We start from the raw sequence: 18900 nt of genomic DNA on the forward strand, positions 1-18900 counted from the left end.
AAAAGGCGTGTTCGACACGCGCGCTCAGGCCCCGCGGCGCAGATCCGGGCGTGGGATCGAAGACAGCCGTGCATCATGGCGCAGCATCCATGAGGCACATTCGTCAAGCGGCAGCGGCGCCGAAATCGCCTTGCCCTGCACATGGTTGCAGCCAAGCTGCGCCAGCATCGCATGCTCGCCGATCGTCGCGACGCCTTCGGCCAGTGTCTCAAGCCCGAGCCCGGCGGCGAAGGAGACGAGGGCCGAGACCAGACGCTGCTGTTCCGGGTCGCGCTCGACATTGGTGACGAAAGAGCGGTGGATGCGAATCCGGTCCGCCCCGGTGCGGCGGATCGCCGAGACCGAGATCGGGCCGGTTCCGAATCCTGCCAGCTCGATCCGGCAGCCCATCTTGGCGCATTGCGAGACATTGCGCATGATCACTTCATCATCGAGCCGCGCCGTCACCTCGCGGTGCAGGACCAGACCGACCTGTTGCGGATGCACGTCGAAACGGTCGAATTCCCATTTCAGCCGGTCATACATCTTGGGGTCGGTGATATGTTCGATCCCGATCGGTAGGCTTACGAGACCCGGCATGACCGGTAGCTTGTCCCATTCCCGCAGCGCGCCGAAGCACTGGAACAGCATCACCTCGGACAGGCGGAGCTGCAGGCCCTTGGCGATCACCGCAGGCATGATTTCGGCCTCGGCCAGAATGCCCCGCTCGCGATCCAGCCAGCGCGGCACGGCCTGCATGCCCGAAATTGCCCCGGTATCGGTGCTGATCTGCGGCTGGAAATAGGCGACGATCCGCCCTTCCTCAATCGCCGGGGTGATTTCCGAGGCCAGCGCGCTTTTCGCGGTCGGACCCTGTTTGATGTCGGGCGAATAGGCCCGGATCGCCCCGGGGCCATTGCGGCTGGCCTCCTCGGCGGCGATTTCGGCGGCGTTCAGGATCGATTTGCCGGTCTGTTCCGGTGCCCGCGTCATCAGGCAGAAGCCGACATGGCTCGTGATGTTCACGCTGCGCGCGGTGATCGAATAAGGCGCGTCACAGGCGAGCTGCAGCCGCCCCGCCAGCTGGATCATGCTTTCGAGATCTGGGCGCTGCGTCGGCGTGAGGATCGCGGCGTAACGTTCCCCATCGAGCAGGGCGATTCGGTCGGAATTGCGCAAGACGCCCCGGATGCGTTCGCCAAAGGCATGCAGGAATTCTTCGAACTCCTCGCGCGACATCTGTCGGGCCAGGGCCATCGGATCATCGACGCCTATCACCAGACAGGCCGTGCCCTTGCCGCTGTCCTTGGCATCCTGCGCGGCGGCTTGCATCATCTCTTCGGCGTCAGCCCGTTGCGGCAAGGCCCGCAGGTTGACGCCCTCGTCCTCGGTTTCTTGGGGAATCGCGAGCGGGCGGCTCATCCAGGCGACGATCAGGGCCGTGGCGCCAACAAGGGTCAGCCCCTCAAGCCCGAACCACAAAGCGGCAAGTGAGACCGCAGGCAGGAAGGCCACCATTTCCCGTCGCAGCAGAATCGGCCCCCGCAGCTTCCCCTTGCGTTTCTTGCCCTTCTGCGCCGCTTTAACCATTTTGCCCTCGACCCGTCACGAGGGCATGCCCTCTTGTCGGGTCCGACCGTAGGCAGGTTTTGTCAGTGATTGGTTAAGGAGCTTGCCGCAAATTTGGAATGTTTTCGATAAAATCCGAGGCAATTGGCGCTTCGGCCCGCATCAGCGCGGCGAAATCGAAAATGCCGGGGTCGCACAGATGCGAGGGGCGCACGTTCATCAGGGCGCGGAACATCACCTGACGGCGGCCGGGGCTGCGGGCTTCCCAGCCGTCGAGAATCTGCTTCACCTGCACCCGCTGCAAGCCTTCCTGCGAGCCGCAAAGATTGCACGGAATGATCGGGTAATTCATGCCACGGGCAAACTTTTCGCAATCGGCTTCGGCGACGAAGGCAAGCGGGCGATAGACGAAGAGATCTCCTTCCTCGTTCAGCAGTTTCGGCGGCATCGTCGCCAGCCGTCCGCCGTGAAACAGGTTCATGAAGAAGGTTTCGAGGATGTCGTCGCGGTGATGCCCCAGCACGACGGCCGAGCAGCCTTCCTCGCGGGCGATGCGGTACAGGTTGCCGCGCCGCAGTCGCGAACACAGGCTGCAGGTGGTCTGGCCCTCGGGGATCTTTTCCTTGACCACCGAATAGGTGTCCTGAAATTCGATCCGGTGCGGCACCTGCATTCGGGTCAGGAACTCGGGCAGGATAGTGGCCGGAAAGCCCGGCTGGCCCTGATCGAGGTTGCAGGCGAGCAGTTCGACCGGCAAAAGGCCGCGCCATTTCAGTTCGACGAGGGCCGCCAGCAGCGTGTAGCTGTCCTTGCCGCCCGAAAGGCAGATCAGCCAGCGATCGCCGGGCTTGATCATGCCATAGGTCTCGATCGCCTCGCGGGTCTCGCGCAGGATGCGCTTGCGCAGCTTCTTGAATTCGGTCGAGGACGGCGCCCCCGCCAGAAGCGGCGGCAGGCCGGTGTCGTCATCGTCAAACATGGTCGTGATCCTTGTGCCGCGTCGAATCGAAGGCCGGATCGGCGCCCGGCACCGGGTCGTAGCCATGCCCGCCCCAGGGGTGACAGGAGAGTACCCGTTTCGCCGCAAGCCAGCTGCCCTTGAAGGCCCCGTGGCGTTCGAGCGCCTCCATCGCATAGGCCGAACAGGTGGGCTGATAGCGGCAGCCATGGCCGACCCACGGGGAAAGCAGCAGCCGATAGGCGCGCACGGGCAGCGAGACGACAAAGGCGAGCGGGCTCATTTGCCCCGTCTCCGCCCCTTCGGCACCTCGCCCAGCGGGCGGGGCTTCAGGCTGCGCCCGGCGTGGAGGTCGGTGATGGCGCGGGCAAGATCGGCCTGAAGGGCAGCGAAGTCACGGGTGGCGGTGGCCTCGGGGCGGCCGACAAGGACATAGTCCCAGCCCGGCAGGCCAAGGCTCGGAAGGCCCAGCCGTGCCACTTCGCGCAGACGCCGTTTCGCGCGATTGCGCGCGACGGCATTGCCGAGTTTCTTCGAACAGGTAAAACCGACGCGGATCACGTCGGCGGGCGCGCCGTCACTGTCGCCGCGCTTGCGCGCCTGCACCAGAAAGCCGGGCGCGCTCATCCGCTGCGCCGAGGCGGCGCGCAGGAAATCGGCGCGTTTGCGCAGGACCGTGATCACCGGTTTGACGACGCCGGGCGCCGGACAAACGGAAACCGCCGGGGCAGTTCCCGGATCCCGACCCTCTGGGCCAGTCGCGGGAGCCTCCGGCGGTGTCATGCGGTCTGGCCGTCAGCCTTACGCCGACAGAACCTTGCGGCCGCGGGCGCGACGAGCATTGAGGACCTTGCGGCCGCCTTTGGTCGCCATGCGGGCGCGGAAGCCGTGACGGCGGGCGCGAACGAGGTTCGACGGCTGGAAAGTGCGTTTCATCGCGGATACTCCGGTTGTCTTGTCGGGGGGGCAGCTGAATTCCTGCCGGATTCGGCCGCCCTGCAATTGAAGCCCGGTCTTTAGGGGCATCCTTTGCACAAGTCAATTCACCCACGCGGGTTTTTTGCGCATCCGGCCCCGGCGCGGCGTTTGCGCCCTTCCGCTACCGCCAACAGCCCCCTATGTAGGTGCAAAAGGCTTTGGTATTCCATAAAAATGCCGAAGACATGAGGAGGGGGTGAAAGGACCCCCGGGCGGATCGACGCCGATCGGGACAGGATGAAGGTCAACACGCTTTCCGGGCGGTTTCTTGTGCTCACGACGGTCTTCGTCGTGTTGGCTGAAGTGCTGATCCTGTTGCCGGGCCTTGCCAACTTCCGCGAAGATTACCTGCTGACGCGGCTCGAGCGCGCCCAGATCGCCTCGCTGGCACTTTTGACCACCGATACGATGATCGAACCCGACCTCGAGCAGGAACTGCTCGACAATGCCGGGGTTTACAACGTCGTTCTGCGCCGCGATGCGGTGCGCCAGCTGGTGCTGTCCTCGCCGATCCCGCAACCGATCACCGCCACCTATGACCTTCGCGAAGAGCCCTTCCTCAATCTGGTTCGCGATGCGCTGGCGGTTCTGGCCGATCCGGAGAATCATGTGATCCGGGTCATCGGCGATCCGGTGCAGAAGGGCGGTCTGGTGATCGAGGTGACGCTCGCCACCCAACCGATGCGGCTCGCGATGATCGAATCGGGTCTGCGGCTTCTGTCGCTCTCGGCGGTGGTCTCGGTGGTGACGGCCTTTCTGCTGTTCTTCCTCGTGCGGCGCCTGATGGTGGTGCCGATCAAGCGCGTCGTGGCCCATATGGCCGCCTATGCCGCCGCGCCCGAGGATGCCCGCACGATCATCCGGCCCGAGGCGCGGATCGAGGAGCTGCGGGTGGCCGAGGACGCGCTCGCCTCGATGCAGCATCAGCTGACGGCGGCCTTGCGGCAAAAGGAGCGGCTGGCACAGCTTGGTCAGGCGGTGGCGAAGATCAGTCACGATCTGCGCAACATCCTGACCACGGCGCAGCTGTTTGCCGACCGGATGGAGGGCTCGGACGATCCGGCGGTGCAGCGCGCGGCGCCGAAGCTGATGGGCTCGATCGGCCGTGCGATCAATCTGTGCGAGACGACCCTCGCCTTTGGTCGTGCCGAGGAGCCGCCGCCGAAGCTCGAACCCTTCGATCTGGCCGGGCTTGTCACCGAGGTGATCGAGGGCGAGCAGGGCCTGACCGCCGAAGTGGAATTCCTGTCCGATGTGCAGCCGGGCTTTGAGATCCATGCCGACCGCGAGCAGCTTTACCGGGTGCTGTCGAACCTTGCCCGCAATGCGCGGCAGGCGATCGAGGCCACGGGCAAGCCCGGCACGATCGAGATCGGCGCGGGCGACGAGTCCGAGGGCTGGTGGATCCGGGTGCAGGACACCGGGCCGGGCCTGCCCCTGAAAGCGCGCGAGCGGCTGTTCCAGCCCTTCTCGGGCGGGGTGAAGAAGGGCGGCACCGGGCTTGGTCTGGCGATTTCGGCCGAACTCGTGCGCGGTCACGGCGGACGGCTCGACCTGTTGCGCACCGACGAGACCGGCACCGAATTCCGCCTGCATCTGCCGCGTCCGCTGCTTCTGGCGGGCGACGACACCACCGTCTGAGCGCTGCCCCCGAAATCCGGCCGAAATCCGGGGGGCGAAAAGAAATCTTTCGATCTCATCGTTTTCGGGCTTGCAAAGGTTTTCCTGCGGGGCTACATCGCCCCCCACGACGGACCCGTAGCTCAGCTGGATAGAGCATCAGACTACGAATCTGAGGGTCGGGCGTTCGAATCGCTCCGGGTCCGCCACTCATCCTATTGTTTTCCTTTCGCTTTCGTCGCGCCGCCACTCACGGGTTGCGCGCCGGTTTGCAGTCGGTTTGCAAAAGCCGTTTCCGGTGCGTTCTGGAATGCCAAGATAGCGGCTTTCGACATGGCAGCCGTTCGGGCCAGATACTTCTCAAGAATCCGCGTTGCAGATTGCAGGCTGTGCCCGGTGACGGCGCAGATCTGCGGCACCGAAACCCCTGCGGCGGCCAGCATCGTGACGGCGGTCCCGCGCATGTCGTGGAAGTGCAGGTAGCCCTTCTTCTCGTCCTTGGTCATGTCCTTGAACGGCTTCGGATAGAAGCCCGCCTCGGTCATGCGGGTGTGCCAGGCCTTCGACAGGGGCGAATCGTCCTTGTCGGTGAACCACGGGCGCCCATCGGCGCGGGTGAGGATGTAAGCGCACTGGCGCGGCGTGGTGTCCAGCATCGCGCGCAACGCGTCGGTGCAATGCACGGTGACGCGGGTTTTGCCCTTCGACTGCACAAGGCTCAGGGACTCGCCGTCATAGTCCGACCAGCGCAGCCGGATCAGATCCCCGTAACGCTGCCCGGTGTGAATGGCGAGGATCAGCGCCCGCTGCAATTCGACGGGGGCGCCGGTCATGAATTTCTTGATGTCGGCTTCGGTCCAGATCAGTTCCGAACGGTCAGCGGAATAGAGCCGTTCGAAGCCAAGAAGCGGGTTCTCTTTGATCTTGCCGCGACGGCGCGCATAGTCCAGCACCACGGAAAGCACGGTCAGCCGGTTGTCGGCTTCGCGCGGGCGATCGCGCCCGATTTCTTCCTGATAGTCGAGAAAGACGGCCCGCACCCTTGGGCTTTCAAGCGCCTTGATCGGCATCTTGCCGAACCGCTTTTCCAGCTCGGTCAGCATCCGCTTGTATTCCTTCTGGGTGCGCAGCGCCTTTTTCTCGAAGGTCAGGCTAAGAAGGTAATCGCGGATCAGCGCATTGACGTTGCCCACGTCGAGGGGCTTTGTGGCTTCCTCGACAGCCCATGCCGCGACATGCCCCGGATCATCTCGGGGCGGCAGAGGTGCCCCGGTGCCCCGGTGATATAGGTAGACCTTGACCTCACCCGAGGCGAGGCGCTTGGTCACTTTGTTGATGCGAGGAAGCTTAGGCGTTTTTGCCATGCGCCTTTTCCCATCCTGCCAGCGCCGCATCGGCTGCGTCCTTGACCTCTGCGGCGGTCAAGACCCGGATCATGTCCTTGCCGACCTCGAAGCCGGTCACGGTCAGGCCCATATCTTGGGCCGCCTTGATAGCTTTCTTGAGGGTAGGGGTCCTAAATTCGCCCATCACACACCCTCCTGCTTTCCAGAAGTCGCCATGTTGAGCGGGGTCAGGTAGTCGTCGCCCCCCTCGATCTCGGGCAGGTTTTCCAGGCGGCGGATCTCGTTGGCCGAAAGCCATCCGCCATCGCGCCCGATACGATATGCGGCGTAACGCGCCGCCATGTCGCCCCGCAGAAGGCCCGCAAGGTCATGTTCGATGAAGAACAGCTTGCGCCCTTCCTCGGTCAGCAGGGCAGCGTTCATGGTCTGCTCGATGCGCCGGGCCATCGGGGCAAGGCATCGCTGCACCAGGGCGCGGCTTTCCTCTCCGATGTTCGAATAGGTCGCGTTATCGGTGATGCCCGCCGCGCTGGGGGGCACCCCGTAAATGCGGCAGATATCGAGCGCGGTCAGCTTCCGGCTTTCGAGGAACTCGGCATCCTTCGAGCTGAACGCGAAAGGCTTCCAGTCGGCCCCGCCGTCCAGCACCAGAACACCGCTTGTCGTGTCGTTGCGCTCGATCTTCTGGCGCAGCTTGTCGAGCACATCGGCCTTCTGGTTGGGGTTGATCGACTGCGCGAAGACCACCGCGCCCTCGGGGCGGAAACCTTTCGCGGCTTGCTTCGAGGCCGCGTCATTCTGCGACAAGGCAAGGTTGAACGTCTCGCGCCCGATCTGGATTGGCGACTGGCCCATGACACCATCGCGAGCAAGGCGGTAGCGAATGTGCAAAACCTCGTCCTGCAAAAGCACCTTCGAGGGCGAGCCGGTCACGGTGTAGCGCAAGCGCCCGCTGCGCAGCCGCTCCACGGTGACGGTGCCCGGGTCGATCAGATGCAGGCCGGTGACTTGCCCGCGCCCGTTGCGCTCGATCTCGGCATAGGCGTTGCCGTGGGTCAGGATCGAGGCAATCAGGCTTTGCCGCAGGTCGAAGGCGGTGTGCATCGGGTTGGGCATGTCATGCAGCACCGAATAGGCCGGGTGATCGGCGGCACGGTCGCGCTGGCCGCGTTCGCCGCGCCGGTAGATGTGCAGCGGCACCGAGGCCAGCAGCTCGGAAATCAGCATGACGCAGCGATGCGCGACGGCGGTTCCCGAGGCCCTTGCAGGATCGACATAGGACAGCGCCCCGCCGCCCTGGCCGAAGAACTCGGAAAGATAGGCGTCAGAGGTCTGAACGGTGGCGCGGGTTTCGTCTTCGGCGGTCATTGCGACACCTCGAAGATACGGAGGACGCGGGCGGCATGGGCGAGGCCGGGCAGCAGGGGCTCTTTCGCCCGGGCCTGCACTACCGTCTCGGGATAGGCGGGCCATGCCGACACCACGGAAATCTCGAAGAGGTCAACCTTGCGCAGCTCGCGCCGGTCGCCCTGGCGCGGGGCGTCCACCGCACGGAAGCCGAAGGACATGCCGCCCAGGTCGCCGCGCTCGGCCAGTGCCAGCACGTCGCGCCCTGCCTGCGTGTCGGGCAGATCCAACTCGAAGGACAGCCCGCGCGTGTCTTCGGCCAGACGCAGGGTCTTCGACCGGGTGCGGCCCAGAACGCGGCTGGGGTCATGATCGACCAACCCGATGATATCCGGCGCCGAGGCCAGCGACGCGCTGAACGCACCGGGGACGATTGTTTCGGTAAACTCGCCCCCGATCCGGGTTTCGGTATTGAAGGTCGCGGCATAGCCTTCAAGCCGCCGCCCCTTGGCGCGCAGCTCGATCGGCAGCGATCGGCGTTCGTGTGTCACAGGGCAATCTCCCGATAGGGGGCGATCAGGCGGAAGAACGCGGGCGAGAGCCGCGCGCCTTCACCTTCGACCAGCCCGCGCGAGTCGTAGAAGTGGGTGATCAGCATCAGCGCCGCCTGCTTCAACGGCGCTGGCACGGGGTCTTGCGCAGTGTCGATCCCGACCGAGGCGAGGTGCTGCACCGCCGCCTCGATCATGTCGGCAACCACGGAGTCTTCGTGATCACTGTCAACGCGCAGGTGCAGCTTCGCCTCGGCCAGGGTGATCATCACTGCACCTCGGCCCAGCGGAAGCCTTCCTTGTGCCGCACCACCACGTCACAATCGAGGAAGGCGTGCAGCAGGGCGCCGCCCGCCGAAGCCACGTCCGCGTGATAGGGGTTCACCAGAATATCGACGCCCGACCAGTAGCCGATATGCAGGCTCGCCCATTCGCCATAGATCAGAGGGTATTTCGCGGGCACCGCACCCGCAGCCGCCGTGCTCGGCGAAACGTTGGTCGAAGTTTCCAGCCGCTCATTGTGGAAAGTCTCGGCGAGCTGGATCAAGTGCCCGTCGCCGTCGGCGAACTTACGAGCCGCGGTTGCAACCTTCGGATGGGTCAGAAAGGCGCGGGTGCCCGTCACATCGTCCAGTTCAAGCGCAGCAATAAGATCGGCGGTCAAGGTGTAAGTCAGTGCCGCCGCGGCCAGATGCGCCACGCCGGAATCGGCGAGAATGCCCACAGGTTCATTGGTTCCGCCGCCTTTGATCGCCACCGCATCGAGCTTTTGCGCCAGCAGGTACGACAGGTCGTTGCGCAGAATTGGTTCAAGCGCAGAGTAGCTTTGCAGCAGCATTTTTCGGCTCACCTTGTATTCCGCGGCTGCGGTCTTGGGTGCCATGCTGACCTTCGAAAAACCCGCGTCGCTCCGGGTCGCATTGCTCGCTTCCGCGACGAAGGCCGCGCTGCCGCTTTGGCTCAACCGGGGCAGCTCGAGGTTGCCAGTCAAACCGCGCAGCACCGTCGCGCCCAGGCTTTCGACCTTGAGCATGGCGCGGCGGCGATCGGTCAGGCCCCCGAGTTGCGTGGCGATCAGGTTCGAGCCGGGGCCGGTGACGGGCGTGGTCGTGGTCAGGTCGCGCCGCTCGAAAAGGATCTCGGTCGGCACCATGACGCCGCGCACCTCGCCCCGCCCGCGCGAAAGCTCCTGGTGAACCTCGGCCTCGAGGCCGGAAAGCCGCTGCCCCGCGCCTTCGGCAATCGCCTTCGCCACCGAATAGTTGCGCAGCTCGCGCGACATGGGGCCGGAAACGGCTTCGCCGCGCTCTTCGAGGCGTTCGAACTCGGCCAGCTTTTCGGCATCGGTGATGCGGTTCGTAAGCCCGCGCACCTCGGCTTCGAGGGCGTCGAAGCGGGTGCGTTCGTCCTGGCTCAGATCCCGGTTCGCGGTCTGCGCGGCTTCGGTCAGGGCGCGCATTTCCGCGACCTTGGCCGTGCGCTTTTCGCGCAACGTGTTAAGAGTGCTCATCTTGATTCCATTTTCTGGGGTTAAGGTCGAAGACCGGGGCGGGTGGAGTTTGGCGACAAGGCCCGCCCCGGTCGGTTTTATCAGGTCAGCGCCTCCCGGTTCTTGATCGCACAAACAACCGCCCTGCGAAGCGCAAGGCCGATGTTCAGCCGATGATCGGAAACCGCGTTTTCCAGTCGCGCCGCAAAAAGCGTATCGCCTTCGGGCGTGTCGAGGCTTTCGGACACGAAGCCCCCTGATTTTCCACGGAACTCAAAGCGCAGGATCGCGCGGGGCATTTCGGTCGCAAGCGGTCGCGCGACCGTCCAACCGACGAAGGCTCCGTCTATGATCAGCATCACAAAGTCATTCGGGCGCTTGACGCGCTCGTCTTCGAGGCCATTCCGCCACGCTGTTTCGATCGTCCGATAAGGACAGATTTCCCGATCAGGTCCGCGCAACGCCTCGCTTGTCTTCAGCTTCGCATAGACGGCGCGTTGCATGTCGCTGAAACCGAAGGGGAAGCTGCCATATTGCGCCTCAAGAGCGGGGGCGATTTCGTTGATGATGCGCGCGGCGGTGACATAGCCGCCCGTCGAGGGGGCAAGGGCGGCGATCGAGGCCATGCGGGAGAGGGCGCGGAACGAATAGCGCGCCTGCCTTCCCCGCCCTGGTTCTGTTACCCGTCCAAGCATGAGGTTTTCCCGGATCAAGAGTTCAACGGTGCGATCGGGCAAGCCCGTAGCTCTTTCAAGCTCGGGGCCGGTGAATGTTCCGATCAGGTCAACATCGCCGCTCATGCTTCACACTACGCACGGAACCTTTTCTGCGTCAAGAGTTCCGTGTCCTGTGTGAACCATCGACTCATCAAGCCGGATGTAGCGACAGGCCGTCCTCGATCAGCAGCATCAGGTGTTCGGCGAATTCGAGGGTGCTTGCCACCCTCTCGCGCGCGGCCCGATCGTCAAGCGACGTGGTGTCGTTCTCCAGCGCAAGGCGGCAAGTGGTGATGATCGCGGTGGCAAGATAGGCCCGATTCCCGGCCAGTCTCAGGTCGCCTTTCTCGGGGCTCAGGGCGTCGGTCGCCATCATTTCGGGGCCTCCCGGGTTTGCTTCGAGAGGTCGCCGCTGGCCGATTCGGCGGCAAGTTCCCGCAAGAGGCTCAGCAGTTGGACCTGGCCCTGTTCGGAAAGCGCCTCGACTCGACGCTTGAATTCTTCGGTCCTCTTGTGGCGAAGAACGTCGGTCGCCGTCATTTCAGATCCTCCAAGTGGCAAGCCCGGGGCGTTCCCCGAAGCGGGGTTGATCGAAGACATGGTGTTGCTTCCTTGCGTGAATTTCGGAACATGGTTACGATACGCAAGAACGTGACGGTCCGTCAACACAAATCAGAACAGGGTTACGAATGAACGCGGTGCAATGCAAAATGGCTCGGGCGGCAACTGGCCTCGGCGTCCGCGATCTTGCGAAGGCTGCGGGCGTTTCCCCCGACACGGTTGCCCGCCTTGAGCGGGGCGAAGACCTGCGCGAAAGCACCGTTGCGGCGATCAGGGTCGCTCTTGAAAACGCCGGGGTTGAGTTCATACCTGAGAATGGCGGAGGCGTTGGCGTCCGCTTGGCAAAGAGGTGATTTCAATGGCTGACCAAACCGTAAGAATTGAGGATACGGGCCTTGCTGCGGTTACCGCACAATTGGCTCGCGAACTGTGGATAACGCAAACCGGCTACTCTCCCAAAGCAACCGACGCCGCGTTTTTTGAACTGGTCGTGGTTTGCAATTTTGCGCTCAGGGGCTCGCCCAACACTATGGGATACGTCGAAAGCTTCATGGCAAGGAACTTCAAGGGCGCTTGAGCGCCGCGCCTTGCGAGGGCCGCGCTCTCTCGGGGTTTGCCCACTCACCGAGTAACGGGGACGCTTTGCGGGGAGTCTTTCCGCAGGCGCGTCCTGCCTAGTCCAAAAACTCGGCCAGACAGGCCGGAAGGGTCTCGCCCTCTTCCGGCCTGTTCGCTGTCCCAAGCGCCATCGCCAGCGCCACCATGCCATCAATGCGCCCCGTGCTCTTGTGCTTGGCCAGCTTGCGGTTGCCCGCCGCGTCGCGCTCGATCACGGCATTCGCCGCGCACATGGTCAGGATCGGGTGCCCGCCGTGGCGCAGCTGCCCCTCGGCGGCAAGGCGCTCGAAAAGGTCGATCGCCGGGGCCATGTCGCGGAAGCCCTGGCCGAACTCGCGTAGCGGCAGCTCGGCCCCGATCTCGCGCAGCTCGCGCCGCAGATCCTCGATGCGCCAGCGGTCATAGGCCAGCCCTTGCAGGTCATATTCCGCCGCCGCCTCGGCAATGTCCTGGGCGACAAAGGACGGGTCCACCGTGGCCCCGGGAATCGCCGTCAGGTAGCCTTGCCGTGCCCAGACGTCATAGGGCACCCGGTCGGCCTCGGCCTTGTCGCGCAGCCCTTGCTCGGGCAGGTAGAACTTCGCCAGCACGTCGAAGGCCCCGGCGTCGTCGGGGAAGACCAGAACGAAGGCGGTCAGGTCGCGGCTTTGCGACAGGTCGAGGCCCCCGAAGCAGGGCCGCCCCTTGAGCCGATCGAGATTCGGCGCGGCGCTGTTCAGATCCCATTCGGCCTTGGCGATGAAGCGCACATGCGCCGACACCCGCTGATTCAGGATCAGGTTGCGGAAGGAATGTTCCGCGCTTGGCATCCGCTGCGCCTGGGCGGCTTGCCGTTCCACGTCCGACAGGCTGCGGAAGTCGCCCAGGGCCGGGTTGGCTTTCGCCCAGGTGTCGGGGTGCCACGGATCATCCTCGGGGGCCGCGCCGTAAAAGGTCAGGTGAAAGGCCGGGTCTTCCAGCTCGCCCGCGTTCACCCGCTGGCCGTAGTCCACCAGCTCGGACATGATCGCGTGATCATCGGCGGCTTGCGTGGAAATCACCACCATCAGCGGGTTATCCCGCGCGCCCATGGCGGTATCGAGCGCCTCATACAGGTCGCGCTTCGGGGCCTGCCCGAGTTCGTCATAGACGATGAAGGACGGGGAAAGCCCGTGCTTGCCTGCCGCGTCGGCCGACAGGGCGGCGAAGATCGAGCCCTTGCCGGGGCCGGTCAAAACCTCGATCTCCTTGCGGAACTTGACCACGTTCACCCGCGCCTCGATCTCGGGGAACTCTTCGAGGATTGCCACGATCTCGTTGAAGGTCTTGCCCGACTGGAAGCGGTCGTTGGCGGCGGCATAGACTTCGCCGCGTTGCTCGGCCTCGGGGCCCAGCAGGTGGCACAGGGCGAGGCCCGCGACGATCTGGGTCTTGCCGTTCTTGCGCGGCATCGACAGCACGGCGGTTCGCACCGGGCGGGTGCCTTCGTCGTCTTCGGTGTAGACGGCTTCGAGGAAATCCCGCTGCCACGGGCGCACACGCAGCTTTTGCCCCGCAAGCTTGCCCTGGGTGATCGGCAGGCTTTCGAGGAAGGCGATCACCCGATCGACGCGGCTCAGGCCCGGCGCTTCCCACGGCATCGGCACGGCCTGCGGGCGGTATCCATCTGGGTTAAACAGGTCAGGCCCGCGCCCTTCGACAAGGTGCAGGTGCTTCGGCTTCGCTCCGATTCCGCGCTGGCCCATTCTGGTTAAGTCCCTGTTTTAATTAAGTCTGCAGTCGTCTTAGGGCGTCGGTCCGGGGCTTTGGCTTCCTCGTCCTTGAAGGCCCCCCACCCCCATGCCACACGTCGAAGGGGTCGATCGGGTTGCCTTCCGCATCGAAGCCCTTGAAGCGACGGCGGAAGGATTGCCCGCCGGGTCGATCGAATGCGGCGGTCTTCTCGTTGTGACACGACAGGCACAGCGAAAGCAGGCCGGTCAGCGGTGGGAATGGATGCCCGCCCTGGTTCACCGGCTGGAAGTGGTCAACGGCAATGGCTTCCTCGGTCAGGCCGCGCCGCGCACAGATTTCGCAAAGCGGGGTTTCCGCAAGCTTCGCCTCGCGCAGCCTTGCCCACTTCGACGTGTTGTAGGGCCACTGTGCCACGTCACCAGATCCCCGCCTGAACCTCGATCTCGTAACGCAACGAGCGCAGCTTGCGGTGCATGTCCACCAGCTTGCCCGCCTCTCGAAGCTTCAAGCCACCTTTCACCACGGCATCCATCAACCCGTATTCGCTGGCCTTGAGTTGCGCGGCCAGATCGGCAGCGGCTTCCCTCGTCGGGGTCTTCATCGGTCCCTTCATCCTCGTGTTCCCTTTCGTCAGTTGCCGGGGCAGCCGGGATAGGTGGGGCCGGGATAAAGCGGGTATATCCCCCTTTAGGGGGATATCCCGTTCATCCCGTCCTATCCCGGCTGGCGGGATATGGTGGGATAGGCCGGGATATCCCGCTTTATCCCGCCCTCTCATGCCAGCCACCACACATCGCCAAAGCAGCGGACAAGGCCCTTCTTGAGCAGGGCTTCCTTCGCCTGCGAGAAGGTCTTGCGCTCGGATGCAGGCGAAACATTCTCGTAAAGCCCGTGCAGTTCGCAGGCTTCCTTCCACTGTTCCGTGGTCACGCTGCGACACTGCGGATAGTCGGAGCCTTGGCGGGTCACACCGTGCTTTTCCGTGGCCGTCTGGAGCGCCTGCAAGGCCAGCTCGGCCTTGCCCTTCACCGTAGCCCGCCGCGGCTCCTCGCCTTCGGCTGCCCGCTCCACGACGCAGGTTGTCACCTCGTCCCCGTCTCGGTCCTGCCCGAGTATCACTTGCCGCAACCGATAGCGGAACGTGCTGCCCGCCTGCATGTCGCGCTGTTTCGTGGCCTTCGCTTCGATGATGTCCTGTCCTTCCTCCTTCGTGATTTCGATTTCGGTGTCGATCGCCGCGCGCAAGGAACTGTGCCCGCGCGCCCCGAGGGCCGCGTTCTTGCCTGCGTGGTGAATGAGCATGACATGCGCGCCGGTGCGTTCTTTCAGCGTCTCGGCGGATGCCACCAGCTTGCCCATGTCCTGAGAGGCGTTTTCGTCGCCCCCTGGCATCGCCCGCGCAAGCGTGTCGATCACGATCAGGCCGCAAGGCCCGTGCGTCTTCGCCAGCATGTTGACGGCTTCGGCAAGGAATGTCGGATCTCGGCGGGGGTCCATGAAGGAAAGGGTGATCGGCAGCACCCAAAAGCACGGATCTCCCAGGGCTTTCACCCGCATGTCGAAGCCCGCGCCGCCTTCCATCGTCACATAGACGACAAGCGATTTGCGCACCCGGCAGCTTCCCCACGGCCTGCCACGCGCGATCGCATGGGCCAGATCGAGGGCGAAGAAGCTCTTGCCCACGTTGGGTTGGCCGTAGACCACGGAAAGCGATTTCGGAATGAGCCACCCCTTGACCAGATATTCCGGGTCAAGGTTCGGCTCGATCTCCACCGCTGGAACGAAGCGTTCAAAGAGTTCATGCGCGCGGGACCGGCGCTTGTGGCGCTCTTCGGCCAAATTCTTGACGTTCCCCATTCCGGGGGGTGGCGCGACCTCTTCGGCCTTCGCAAAGGCCGCGCGCACTCGGTCAATGCCGTCTTCCCTCGGGGGGCCTTGCCCATTCTCCGAACTCATGACGACACCCCGTCGAAAGCGTGCCGACAGATCACCTCAGCTTGTGCCGGGTGCAGCGAATGAAGCGCGGCCATCAGGATTGCGGCGCGTTCACCGGGCGAAAGCCGCACCGCCCAGACATTCGCCACCGCCTGCCAGCCCTCGGGCGTGTCGAGGGTCAGGCCGTAGGCCAGCAACCGCGCCGCGCGCTTGTGGGCGTCCTTTGCGAAAGACTGCATCGGATTCGAGCCGGTTTTCCCGGTTTGCAGTGAAATCGTAAGCCCTTGACCGGAAACGCCTTCATTCGCGCTTGGTTTGAACGAGAATCCTTGCAATTCAATGGGCTTTTGCAGCCTACGAATCTGAGGGTCGGGCGTTCGAATCGCTCCGGGTCCGCCACTTCCTCCAATAAAATCAGTATGTTAGAGAAATCCCCTCCGGGGGTCGCTATGATACTGATACGATGCTGATACAGTGCCGGGGCGCGCGTATCAGCGCCCGCGTATCATCTGCAAAGTCAGCTTGAAGCCGAATCGCCCTGTGGAGACGATCCGACTCCATGGAACCCGCTGACGCGGGCCGATCCGGTTAAACCGCAATCGCTGCAAGTGCCCTGTCGATGCTGAAAACGCTTGTTGCGCCGGAAGCCGTGACCACTGCTAGGGCCTTGGTCTGCGCATAGTTCCTAGCCGGACGCTGCCGGTTGTCCCATTCGGTTATGACGTCAACCACGTCTTCTGCCTGCCAGTTGGTTGCTGAACAGTACCGACGGTAAATGTCCAAAACGTCCGACCTGTCCGGTTCCCCTAGGCGCGTGCCCGGCTCAGTAGCTTCCCGAATCTTTCCGAAATGTTCTTGAGCGGCCTTCAACGTCGGGAAAGTCTTGCCGCTTTGGATCGTCACTTTCTTAGCCATGAACACCTCACTGCAACATGTCCTAGATATGTGGTGGTCGGAGGGGGGAAGGGGAAGAGGTTAAGCAATTCTTTTGGTCGCTGACGCGGGCCACCCTGTAGCAGAAAGGGGCCGTTAGGCCCCTCTCACTGTCACCACTCATCCGCGCCTAGCTGCGGGTCAAGAGTACCGGGCCGGGCCGTCCAAGGGAGAACCGGCAACTCCCCATTGGGCAGGCATTGGATGCGGTACCCGGTTTCCGTCACGATGACGGGGATTTTGGACTCGAAGAGGAGTCGCACCTGTTCAATCGTGAACTGCAACTCTTCGCTGAGCGCGCCGGTGATGCGGGGCGAGGTCGAGGGGCCTTTGTACATCGCGGTTATCCGTTCTTCCGCAGGCCACGGTTCCCCGCGCGGGCGAGGTCTGCTTCAACCTGAGACCGCGACTTGCGGAACGCATCGGGGTTGGGGGTAGTCACTTGGAAGTTGATGTTCTGGACGGTCGGGCCGGTGCTGCCCCCCGCCGCGCTGTCGCCGTTCAGTTCCACCCCGATCTTGCGGCCCTTGCTCAGCGGAATGACTGCTTCGTTCGGGTGCAGAACCGCCGGGATGCCCGAGGTGTTGGTAGTCCCTTGCGAGAAGTGCGGCGCATGGCGGAAAGCCGATGCCGGGGCAGAGGCGAACCCCACGGGGGACGTGGAAACGCCGCCCTCTTCGAACGCCCCCAGCGCCATCGTCAGAAGGCCGCTCCAGCCGCCCACGCCCGAGAGCAAGCCGCCTCCAGTGCCGCCCATCGCGGCCCCGGATGCCACACCCTGCGCGAGGATGGGCGCGCCTTGCTGCGACCCAAGAACGACGCCTTGCCCCAGTTGCTGCCCGCCTTGGATGGTCGCGGCGCGAACTTGCGTTGCGTGGGTCATCCCGGCGGCGCGCTGCGCGTTTGCCGCCTGCATCCCGCCCGAGGTCACGCCGGTTTGCAGCGCAATCTGAGCCTGTCCGCCCGCGCCGGTCATTGCCGCGCCGATCTGCTGGGCAACGGTAGCCCCCGCCTGCGTCATCGCGGCGGCGATAGATTGCCCCGCCTGCGCGCCACCCTGCGCCACGCCCGCGCCATCTGCGGACAAGGTGGAGTTTGCCCCGAGGGCGGCAATCCAATCGTTCGACTTGGTCAGCGCCTTGTCCAGCCCGGTGAGCTTCATCAGTTCCCCGGTTGCCAGCGGTGCGAAGGCGTCGGCGAAGGTGCCAAGCAACGCGTCCGCAAGGCCTTCGAAGGTGAAATCGCCCGTCATGAGATCGGGCAGCGAACTTTGGATGTTGCCGATCACGCCTTCGGTGATGTCGTTGCCGGTTTTCTGCCAAGAAGGCAGGCTGTTCATGAATTCGCGCACCGGATCGCGGGCAGCTTCCTTAAGATGTTCGTTGAGCTTGGTCAGCGCGTCAATCTGACGGATCATTGCGCCGGTGGTGGCGTCGATCTGACCGCCGTTCGCCGCCATGGCCTCAACCATCAATTTCGCGGAGTCGACGTTCTTGGCCTGCCCGGTGGCAACGAGTTGCAGCGCGGTATTCTCGTTCTGGAGGGAAAGAATCCGATCATCCACCGACTTTTTCAGCCGGGCGAGAGCGTTTTCCTCTTCGGCTGCGCCAGCGGCGCGGCTGCCGCCGCCACCCCCACCGCCGCCATGACGGCGACCGCCACCGCCGCCAGATGCGGGCTTGTTCGCGGCCTGAATGCGAGTCTGCAGGTCCTTCTGTTCCTTCACTACCTTGTCGAGGGCGTCGACTTCTGCAAGACGGCGGCACGTCGCCTTCCGCAGTCCGTGCGGTGAAAGACTGTCAGGCAGTTTAGCTTCCCGCACCATCGCGCGAAACCAGTTGGTGAAGCCTGCCGGGGTGAAGAGCTTCCCCTGCGCCGTCACAAGGAAGGCGAGGTTATTCAGCGGCAGTCGATCGAGGGTCGCCTTAAGCTCAGGGTGCAAAGGGATATGCACGTCCTGCCCGGTCTTCTGTTGCACGATCGACAGAACCCCGTTGCGGACATGCTGCCGCCCCATCCTCACCACATCCGAACGCCGCTGGCCCGTATAGAGCAAGAGCGATAAGGCAAGATGCGCGCGGGTGCCGGGTTTGTGCTGCGCGATAAAGGCTTCGATATGCTCTTCTTCCCATGTGAGGAAGCCGCCAGTCTTTTCTTTGGCCTTGCGCACATCGCGCGTCGGATCGTCGCCCCGCCAGCCAAGTTCCACCGCATGTCGCATCAAAAGGTGAATCATCCGCAGCAGGTTGTTGGCAGCCGATGGCGTCTCGGCTTTGGCGGCAACGATGCTCTGCACATGCCGCCGCTCCATCTGGGCAACGCGCTTGTCACCATGTTCGGCGCGGAAGCGTTCGATGATCCCGCGATAGGTGGCCTTCGTGGAGTCGCTCAGGCCCTTGAAGTCCGAGGTGCGATAGTAGCTCGCCACCAGTGCAGAGACGGTGCCCGGTTTGCTGCGGTCCTTGCCGATTTCGACACGTTCGCCGATCGACGCCTTTTCATATGCGGCCATGAACTCGGGCGACCACGGCAGGCCGGGCAAGGCCAGACGCGGAAAGCCGGGGCGGCGGTAATACCAGCGCACCTT

25 protein-coding genes and 1 tRNA gene are annotated in these 18900 nt (G+C 64.0%); 4 read left to right on the top strand and 22 right to left on the bottom strand.

Annotated features, from left to right (window positions below; genetic code table 11):
- Positions 1 to 24: 24 nt before the first annotated feature.
- The 5 genes from ACTTAI_RS02605 to rpmH all read right to left on the bottom strand — a co-directional run bounded on the left by ACTTAI_RS02605 (position 25) and on the right by rpmH (position 3442).
- Positions 25 to 1569, bottom strand: coding sequence for an EAL domain-containing protein (locus ACTTAI_RS02605; protein ID WP_444454043.1), 1545 nt, complete (start codon positions 1567 to 1569; stop codon positions 25 to 27).
- A gap of 73 nt (positions 1570 to 1642) precedes the next feature.
- Entirely contained in the window at positions 1643 to 2527 is an 885-nt protein-coding gene (ttcA, locus tag ACTTAI_RS02610) for a tRNA 2-thiocytidine(32) synthetase TtcA (RefSeq protein ID WP_444454045.1), read from the bottom strand.
- Positions 2520 to 2789: a membrane protein insertion efficiency factor YidD gene (yidD, locus tag ACTTAI_RS02615; RefSeq protein WP_444454047.1), complete on the bottom strand. Its 270-nt coding sequence runs from the start codon at positions 2787 to 2789 to the stop codon at positions 2520 to 2522. The genes ttcA and yidD overlap by 8 nt, the downstream gene beginning before the upstream one ends.
- Positions 2786 to 3289 carry a ribonuclease P protein component gene (rnpA, locus tag ACTTAI_RS02620; protein WP_444454049.1) on the bottom strand — a complete coding sequence of 168 codons (504 nt, stop codon included), beginning with the start codon at positions 3287 to 3289 and terminating at the stop codon, positions 2786 to 2788. Before rnpA ends, yidD begins: the two co-directional genes overlap by 4 nt.
- 18 nt (positions 3290 to 3307) lie before the next feature.
- Positions 3308 to 3442, bottom strand: coding sequence for a 50S ribosomal protein L34 (rpmH, locus tag ACTTAI_RS02625; RefSeq protein ID WP_013066095.1), 135 nt, complete (start codon positions 3440 to 3442; stop codon positions 3308 to 3310).
- A gap of 279 nt (positions 3443 to 3721) precedes the next feature.
- Here rpmH and ACTTAI_RS02630 point away from each other — a divergent pair, with 279 nt between their 5' ends.
- The gene (locus ACTTAI_RS02630; RefSeq protein WP_444454051.1) at positions 3722 to 5125 is read left to right on the top strand and encodes a sensor histidine kinase; all 1404 of its coding nucleotides are present in this window, start codon (positions 3722 to 3724) and stop codon (positions 5123 to 5125) included.
- A gap of 111 nt (positions 5126 to 5236) precedes the next feature.
- Positions 5237 to 5313, top strand: a tRNA-Arg gene (locus ACTTAI_RS02635).
- 6 nt (positions 5314 to 5319) lie between these two features.
- Here ACTTAI_RS02635 and ACTTAI_RS02640 read toward each other — a convergent pair.
- From ACTTAI_RS02640 to ACTTAI_RS02680, 9 genes are all read right to left on the bottom strand, one after another.
- Positions 5320 to 6468, bottom strand: a complete 1149-nt coding sequence (locus tag ACTTAI_RS02640; protein WP_444454053.1) for a tyrosine-type recombinase/integrase — start codon at positions 6466 to 6468, stop codon at positions 5320 to 5322.
- Positions 6452 to 6634 (bottom strand): hypothetical protein, encoded by a 183-nt coding sequence (locus tag ACTTAI_RS02645; protein WP_444454054.1) that lies wholly within the window; start codon positions 6632 to 6634, stop codon positions 6452 to 6454. Before ACTTAI_RS02645 ends, ACTTAI_RS02640 begins: the two co-directional genes overlap by 17 nt.
- A complete protein-coding gene (locus ACTTAI_RS02650) occupies positions 6634 to 7818 on the bottom strand; it encodes a phage portal protein (protein WP_444454056.1) in 1185 nt (394 codons plus the stop codon). The genes ACTTAI_RS02645 and ACTTAI_RS02650 overlap by 1 nt, the downstream gene beginning before the upstream one ends.
- A complete protein-coding gene (locus ACTTAI_RS02655) occupies positions 7815 to 8348 on the bottom strand; it encodes an HK97 family phage prohead protease (protein WP_444454058.1) in 534 nt (177 codons plus the stop codon). Before ACTTAI_RS02655 ends, ACTTAI_RS02650 begins: the two co-directional genes overlap by 4 nt.
- Positions 8345 to 8617, bottom strand: a complete 273-nt coding sequence (locus ACTTAI_RS02660; protein WP_444454060.1) for a head-tail connector protein — start codon at positions 8615 to 8617, stop codon at positions 8345 to 8347. The genes ACTTAI_RS02655 and ACTTAI_RS02660 overlap by 4 nt, the downstream gene beginning before the upstream one ends.
- Positions 8617 to 9858: a phage major capsid protein gene (locus ACTTAI_RS02665; RefSeq protein ID WP_444454062.1), complete on the bottom strand. Its 1242-nt coding sequence runs from the start codon at positions 9856 to 9858 to the stop codon at positions 8617 to 8619. Before ACTTAI_RS02665 ends, ACTTAI_RS02660 begins: the two co-directional genes overlap by 1 nt.
- A gap of 80 nt (positions 9859 to 9938) precedes the next feature.
- Positions 9939 to 10637: a hypothetical protein gene (locus tag ACTTAI_RS02670; RefSeq protein ID WP_444454064.1), complete on the bottom strand. Its 699-nt coding sequence runs from the start codon at positions 10635 to 10637 to the stop codon at positions 9939 to 9941.
- A 67-nt stretch (positions 10638 to 10704) separates the two neighbouring features.
- Positions 10705 to 10929: a hypothetical protein gene (locus ACTTAI_RS02675; RefSeq protein ID WP_444454066.1), complete on the bottom strand. Its 225-nt coding sequence runs from the start codon at positions 10927 to 10929 to the stop codon at positions 10705 to 10707.
- Positions 10926 to 11093 (bottom strand): hypothetical protein, encoded by a 168-nt coding sequence (locus tag ACTTAI_RS02680; RefSeq protein ID WP_444454067.1) that lies wholly within the window; start codon positions 11091 to 11093, stop codon positions 10926 to 10928. The genes ACTTAI_RS02675 and ACTTAI_RS02680 overlap by 4 nt, the downstream gene beginning before the upstream one ends.
- Before the next feature lie 170 nt (positions 11094 to 11263).
- Here ACTTAI_RS02680 and ACTTAI_RS02685 point away from each other — a divergent pair, with 170 nt between their 5' ends.
- Positions 11264 to 11467: a helix-turn-helix domain-containing protein gene (locus ACTTAI_RS02685; RefSeq protein ID WP_444455688.1), complete on the top strand. Its 204-nt coding sequence runs from the start codon at positions 11264 to 11266 to the stop codon at positions 11465 to 11467.
- A 5-nt stretch (positions 11468 to 11472) separates the two neighbouring features.
- Positions 11473 to 11691: a hypothetical protein gene (locus ACTTAI_RS02690; protein WP_444454069.1), complete on the top strand. Its 219-nt coding sequence runs from the start codon at positions 11473 to 11475 to the stop codon at positions 11689 to 11691.
- Between the two features lie 97 nt (positions 11692 to 11788).
- Here ACTTAI_RS02690 and ACTTAI_RS02695 read toward each other — a convergent pair whose 3' ends face one another.
- The 8 genes from ACTTAI_RS02695 to ACTTAI_RS02730 form a co-directional block, all read right to left on the bottom strand.
- On the bottom strand, positions 11789 to 13456 hold the full coding sequence (locus ACTTAI_RS02695) for a terminase large subunit (RefSeq protein WP_444454071.1): 1668 nt from the start codon (positions 13454 to 13456) through the stop codon (positions 11789 to 11791).
- Between the two features lie 22 nt (positions 13457 to 13478).
- Positions 13479 to 13859 carry an HNH endonuclease signature motif containing protein gene (locus ACTTAI_RS02700; protein ID WP_444454073.1) on the bottom strand — a complete coding sequence of 127 codons (381 nt, stop codon included), beginning with the start codon at positions 13857 to 13859 and terminating at the stop codon, positions 13479 to 13481.
- Position 13860: 1 nt separating this feature from the next.
- Positions 13861 to 14046 carry a hypothetical protein gene (locus ACTTAI_RS02705; RefSeq protein WP_444454074.1) on the bottom strand — a complete coding sequence of 62 codons (186 nt, stop codon included), beginning with the start codon at positions 14044 to 14046 and terminating at the stop codon, positions 13861 to 13863.
- 173 nt (positions 14047 to 14219) lie between these two features.
- Positions 14220 to 15302, bottom strand: a complete 1083-nt coding sequence (locus tag ACTTAI_RS02710; RefSeq protein ID WP_444454076.1) for a helicase RepA family protein — start codon at positions 15300 to 15302, stop codon at positions 14220 to 14222.
- Between the two features lie 95 nt (positions 15303 to 15397).
- On the bottom strand, positions 15398 to 15619 hold the full coding sequence (locus tag ACTTAI_RS02715; protein ID WP_444454078.1) for a hypothetical protein: 222 nt from the start codon (positions 15617 to 15619) through the stop codon (positions 15398 to 15400).
- Between the two features lie 349 nt (positions 15620 to 15968).
- Positions 15969 to 16295: a hypothetical protein gene (locus ACTTAI_RS02720; RefSeq protein ID WP_444454080.1), complete on the bottom strand. Its 327-nt coding sequence runs from the start codon at positions 16293 to 16295 to the stop codon at positions 15969 to 15971.
- Positions 16296 to 16426: 131 nt separating this feature from the next.
- Positions 16427 to 16651 carry a hypothetical protein gene (locus ACTTAI_RS02725; protein ID WP_444454082.1) on the bottom strand — a complete coding sequence of 75 codons (225 nt, stop codon included), beginning with the start codon at positions 16649 to 16651 and terminating at the stop codon, positions 16427 to 16429.
- 5 nt (positions 16652 to 16656) lie between these two features.
- Positions 16657 to 18825 carry a tyrosine-type recombinase/integrase gene (locus ACTTAI_RS02730; RefSeq protein WP_444454084.1) on the bottom strand — a complete coding sequence of 723 codons (2169 nt, stop codon included), beginning with the start codon at positions 18823 to 18825 and terminating at the stop codon, positions 16657 to 16659.
- Positions 18826 to 18900: the final 75 nt, after the last annotated feature.

The sequence above is a fragment of the Rhodobacter capsulatus genome (genome assembly GCF_052363175.1).
In the GTDB taxonomy this organism is placed as follows: Bacteria; Pseudomonadota; Alphaproteobacteria; order Rhodobacterales; family Rhodobacteraceae; genus Rhodobacter; species Rhodobacter capsulatus_D.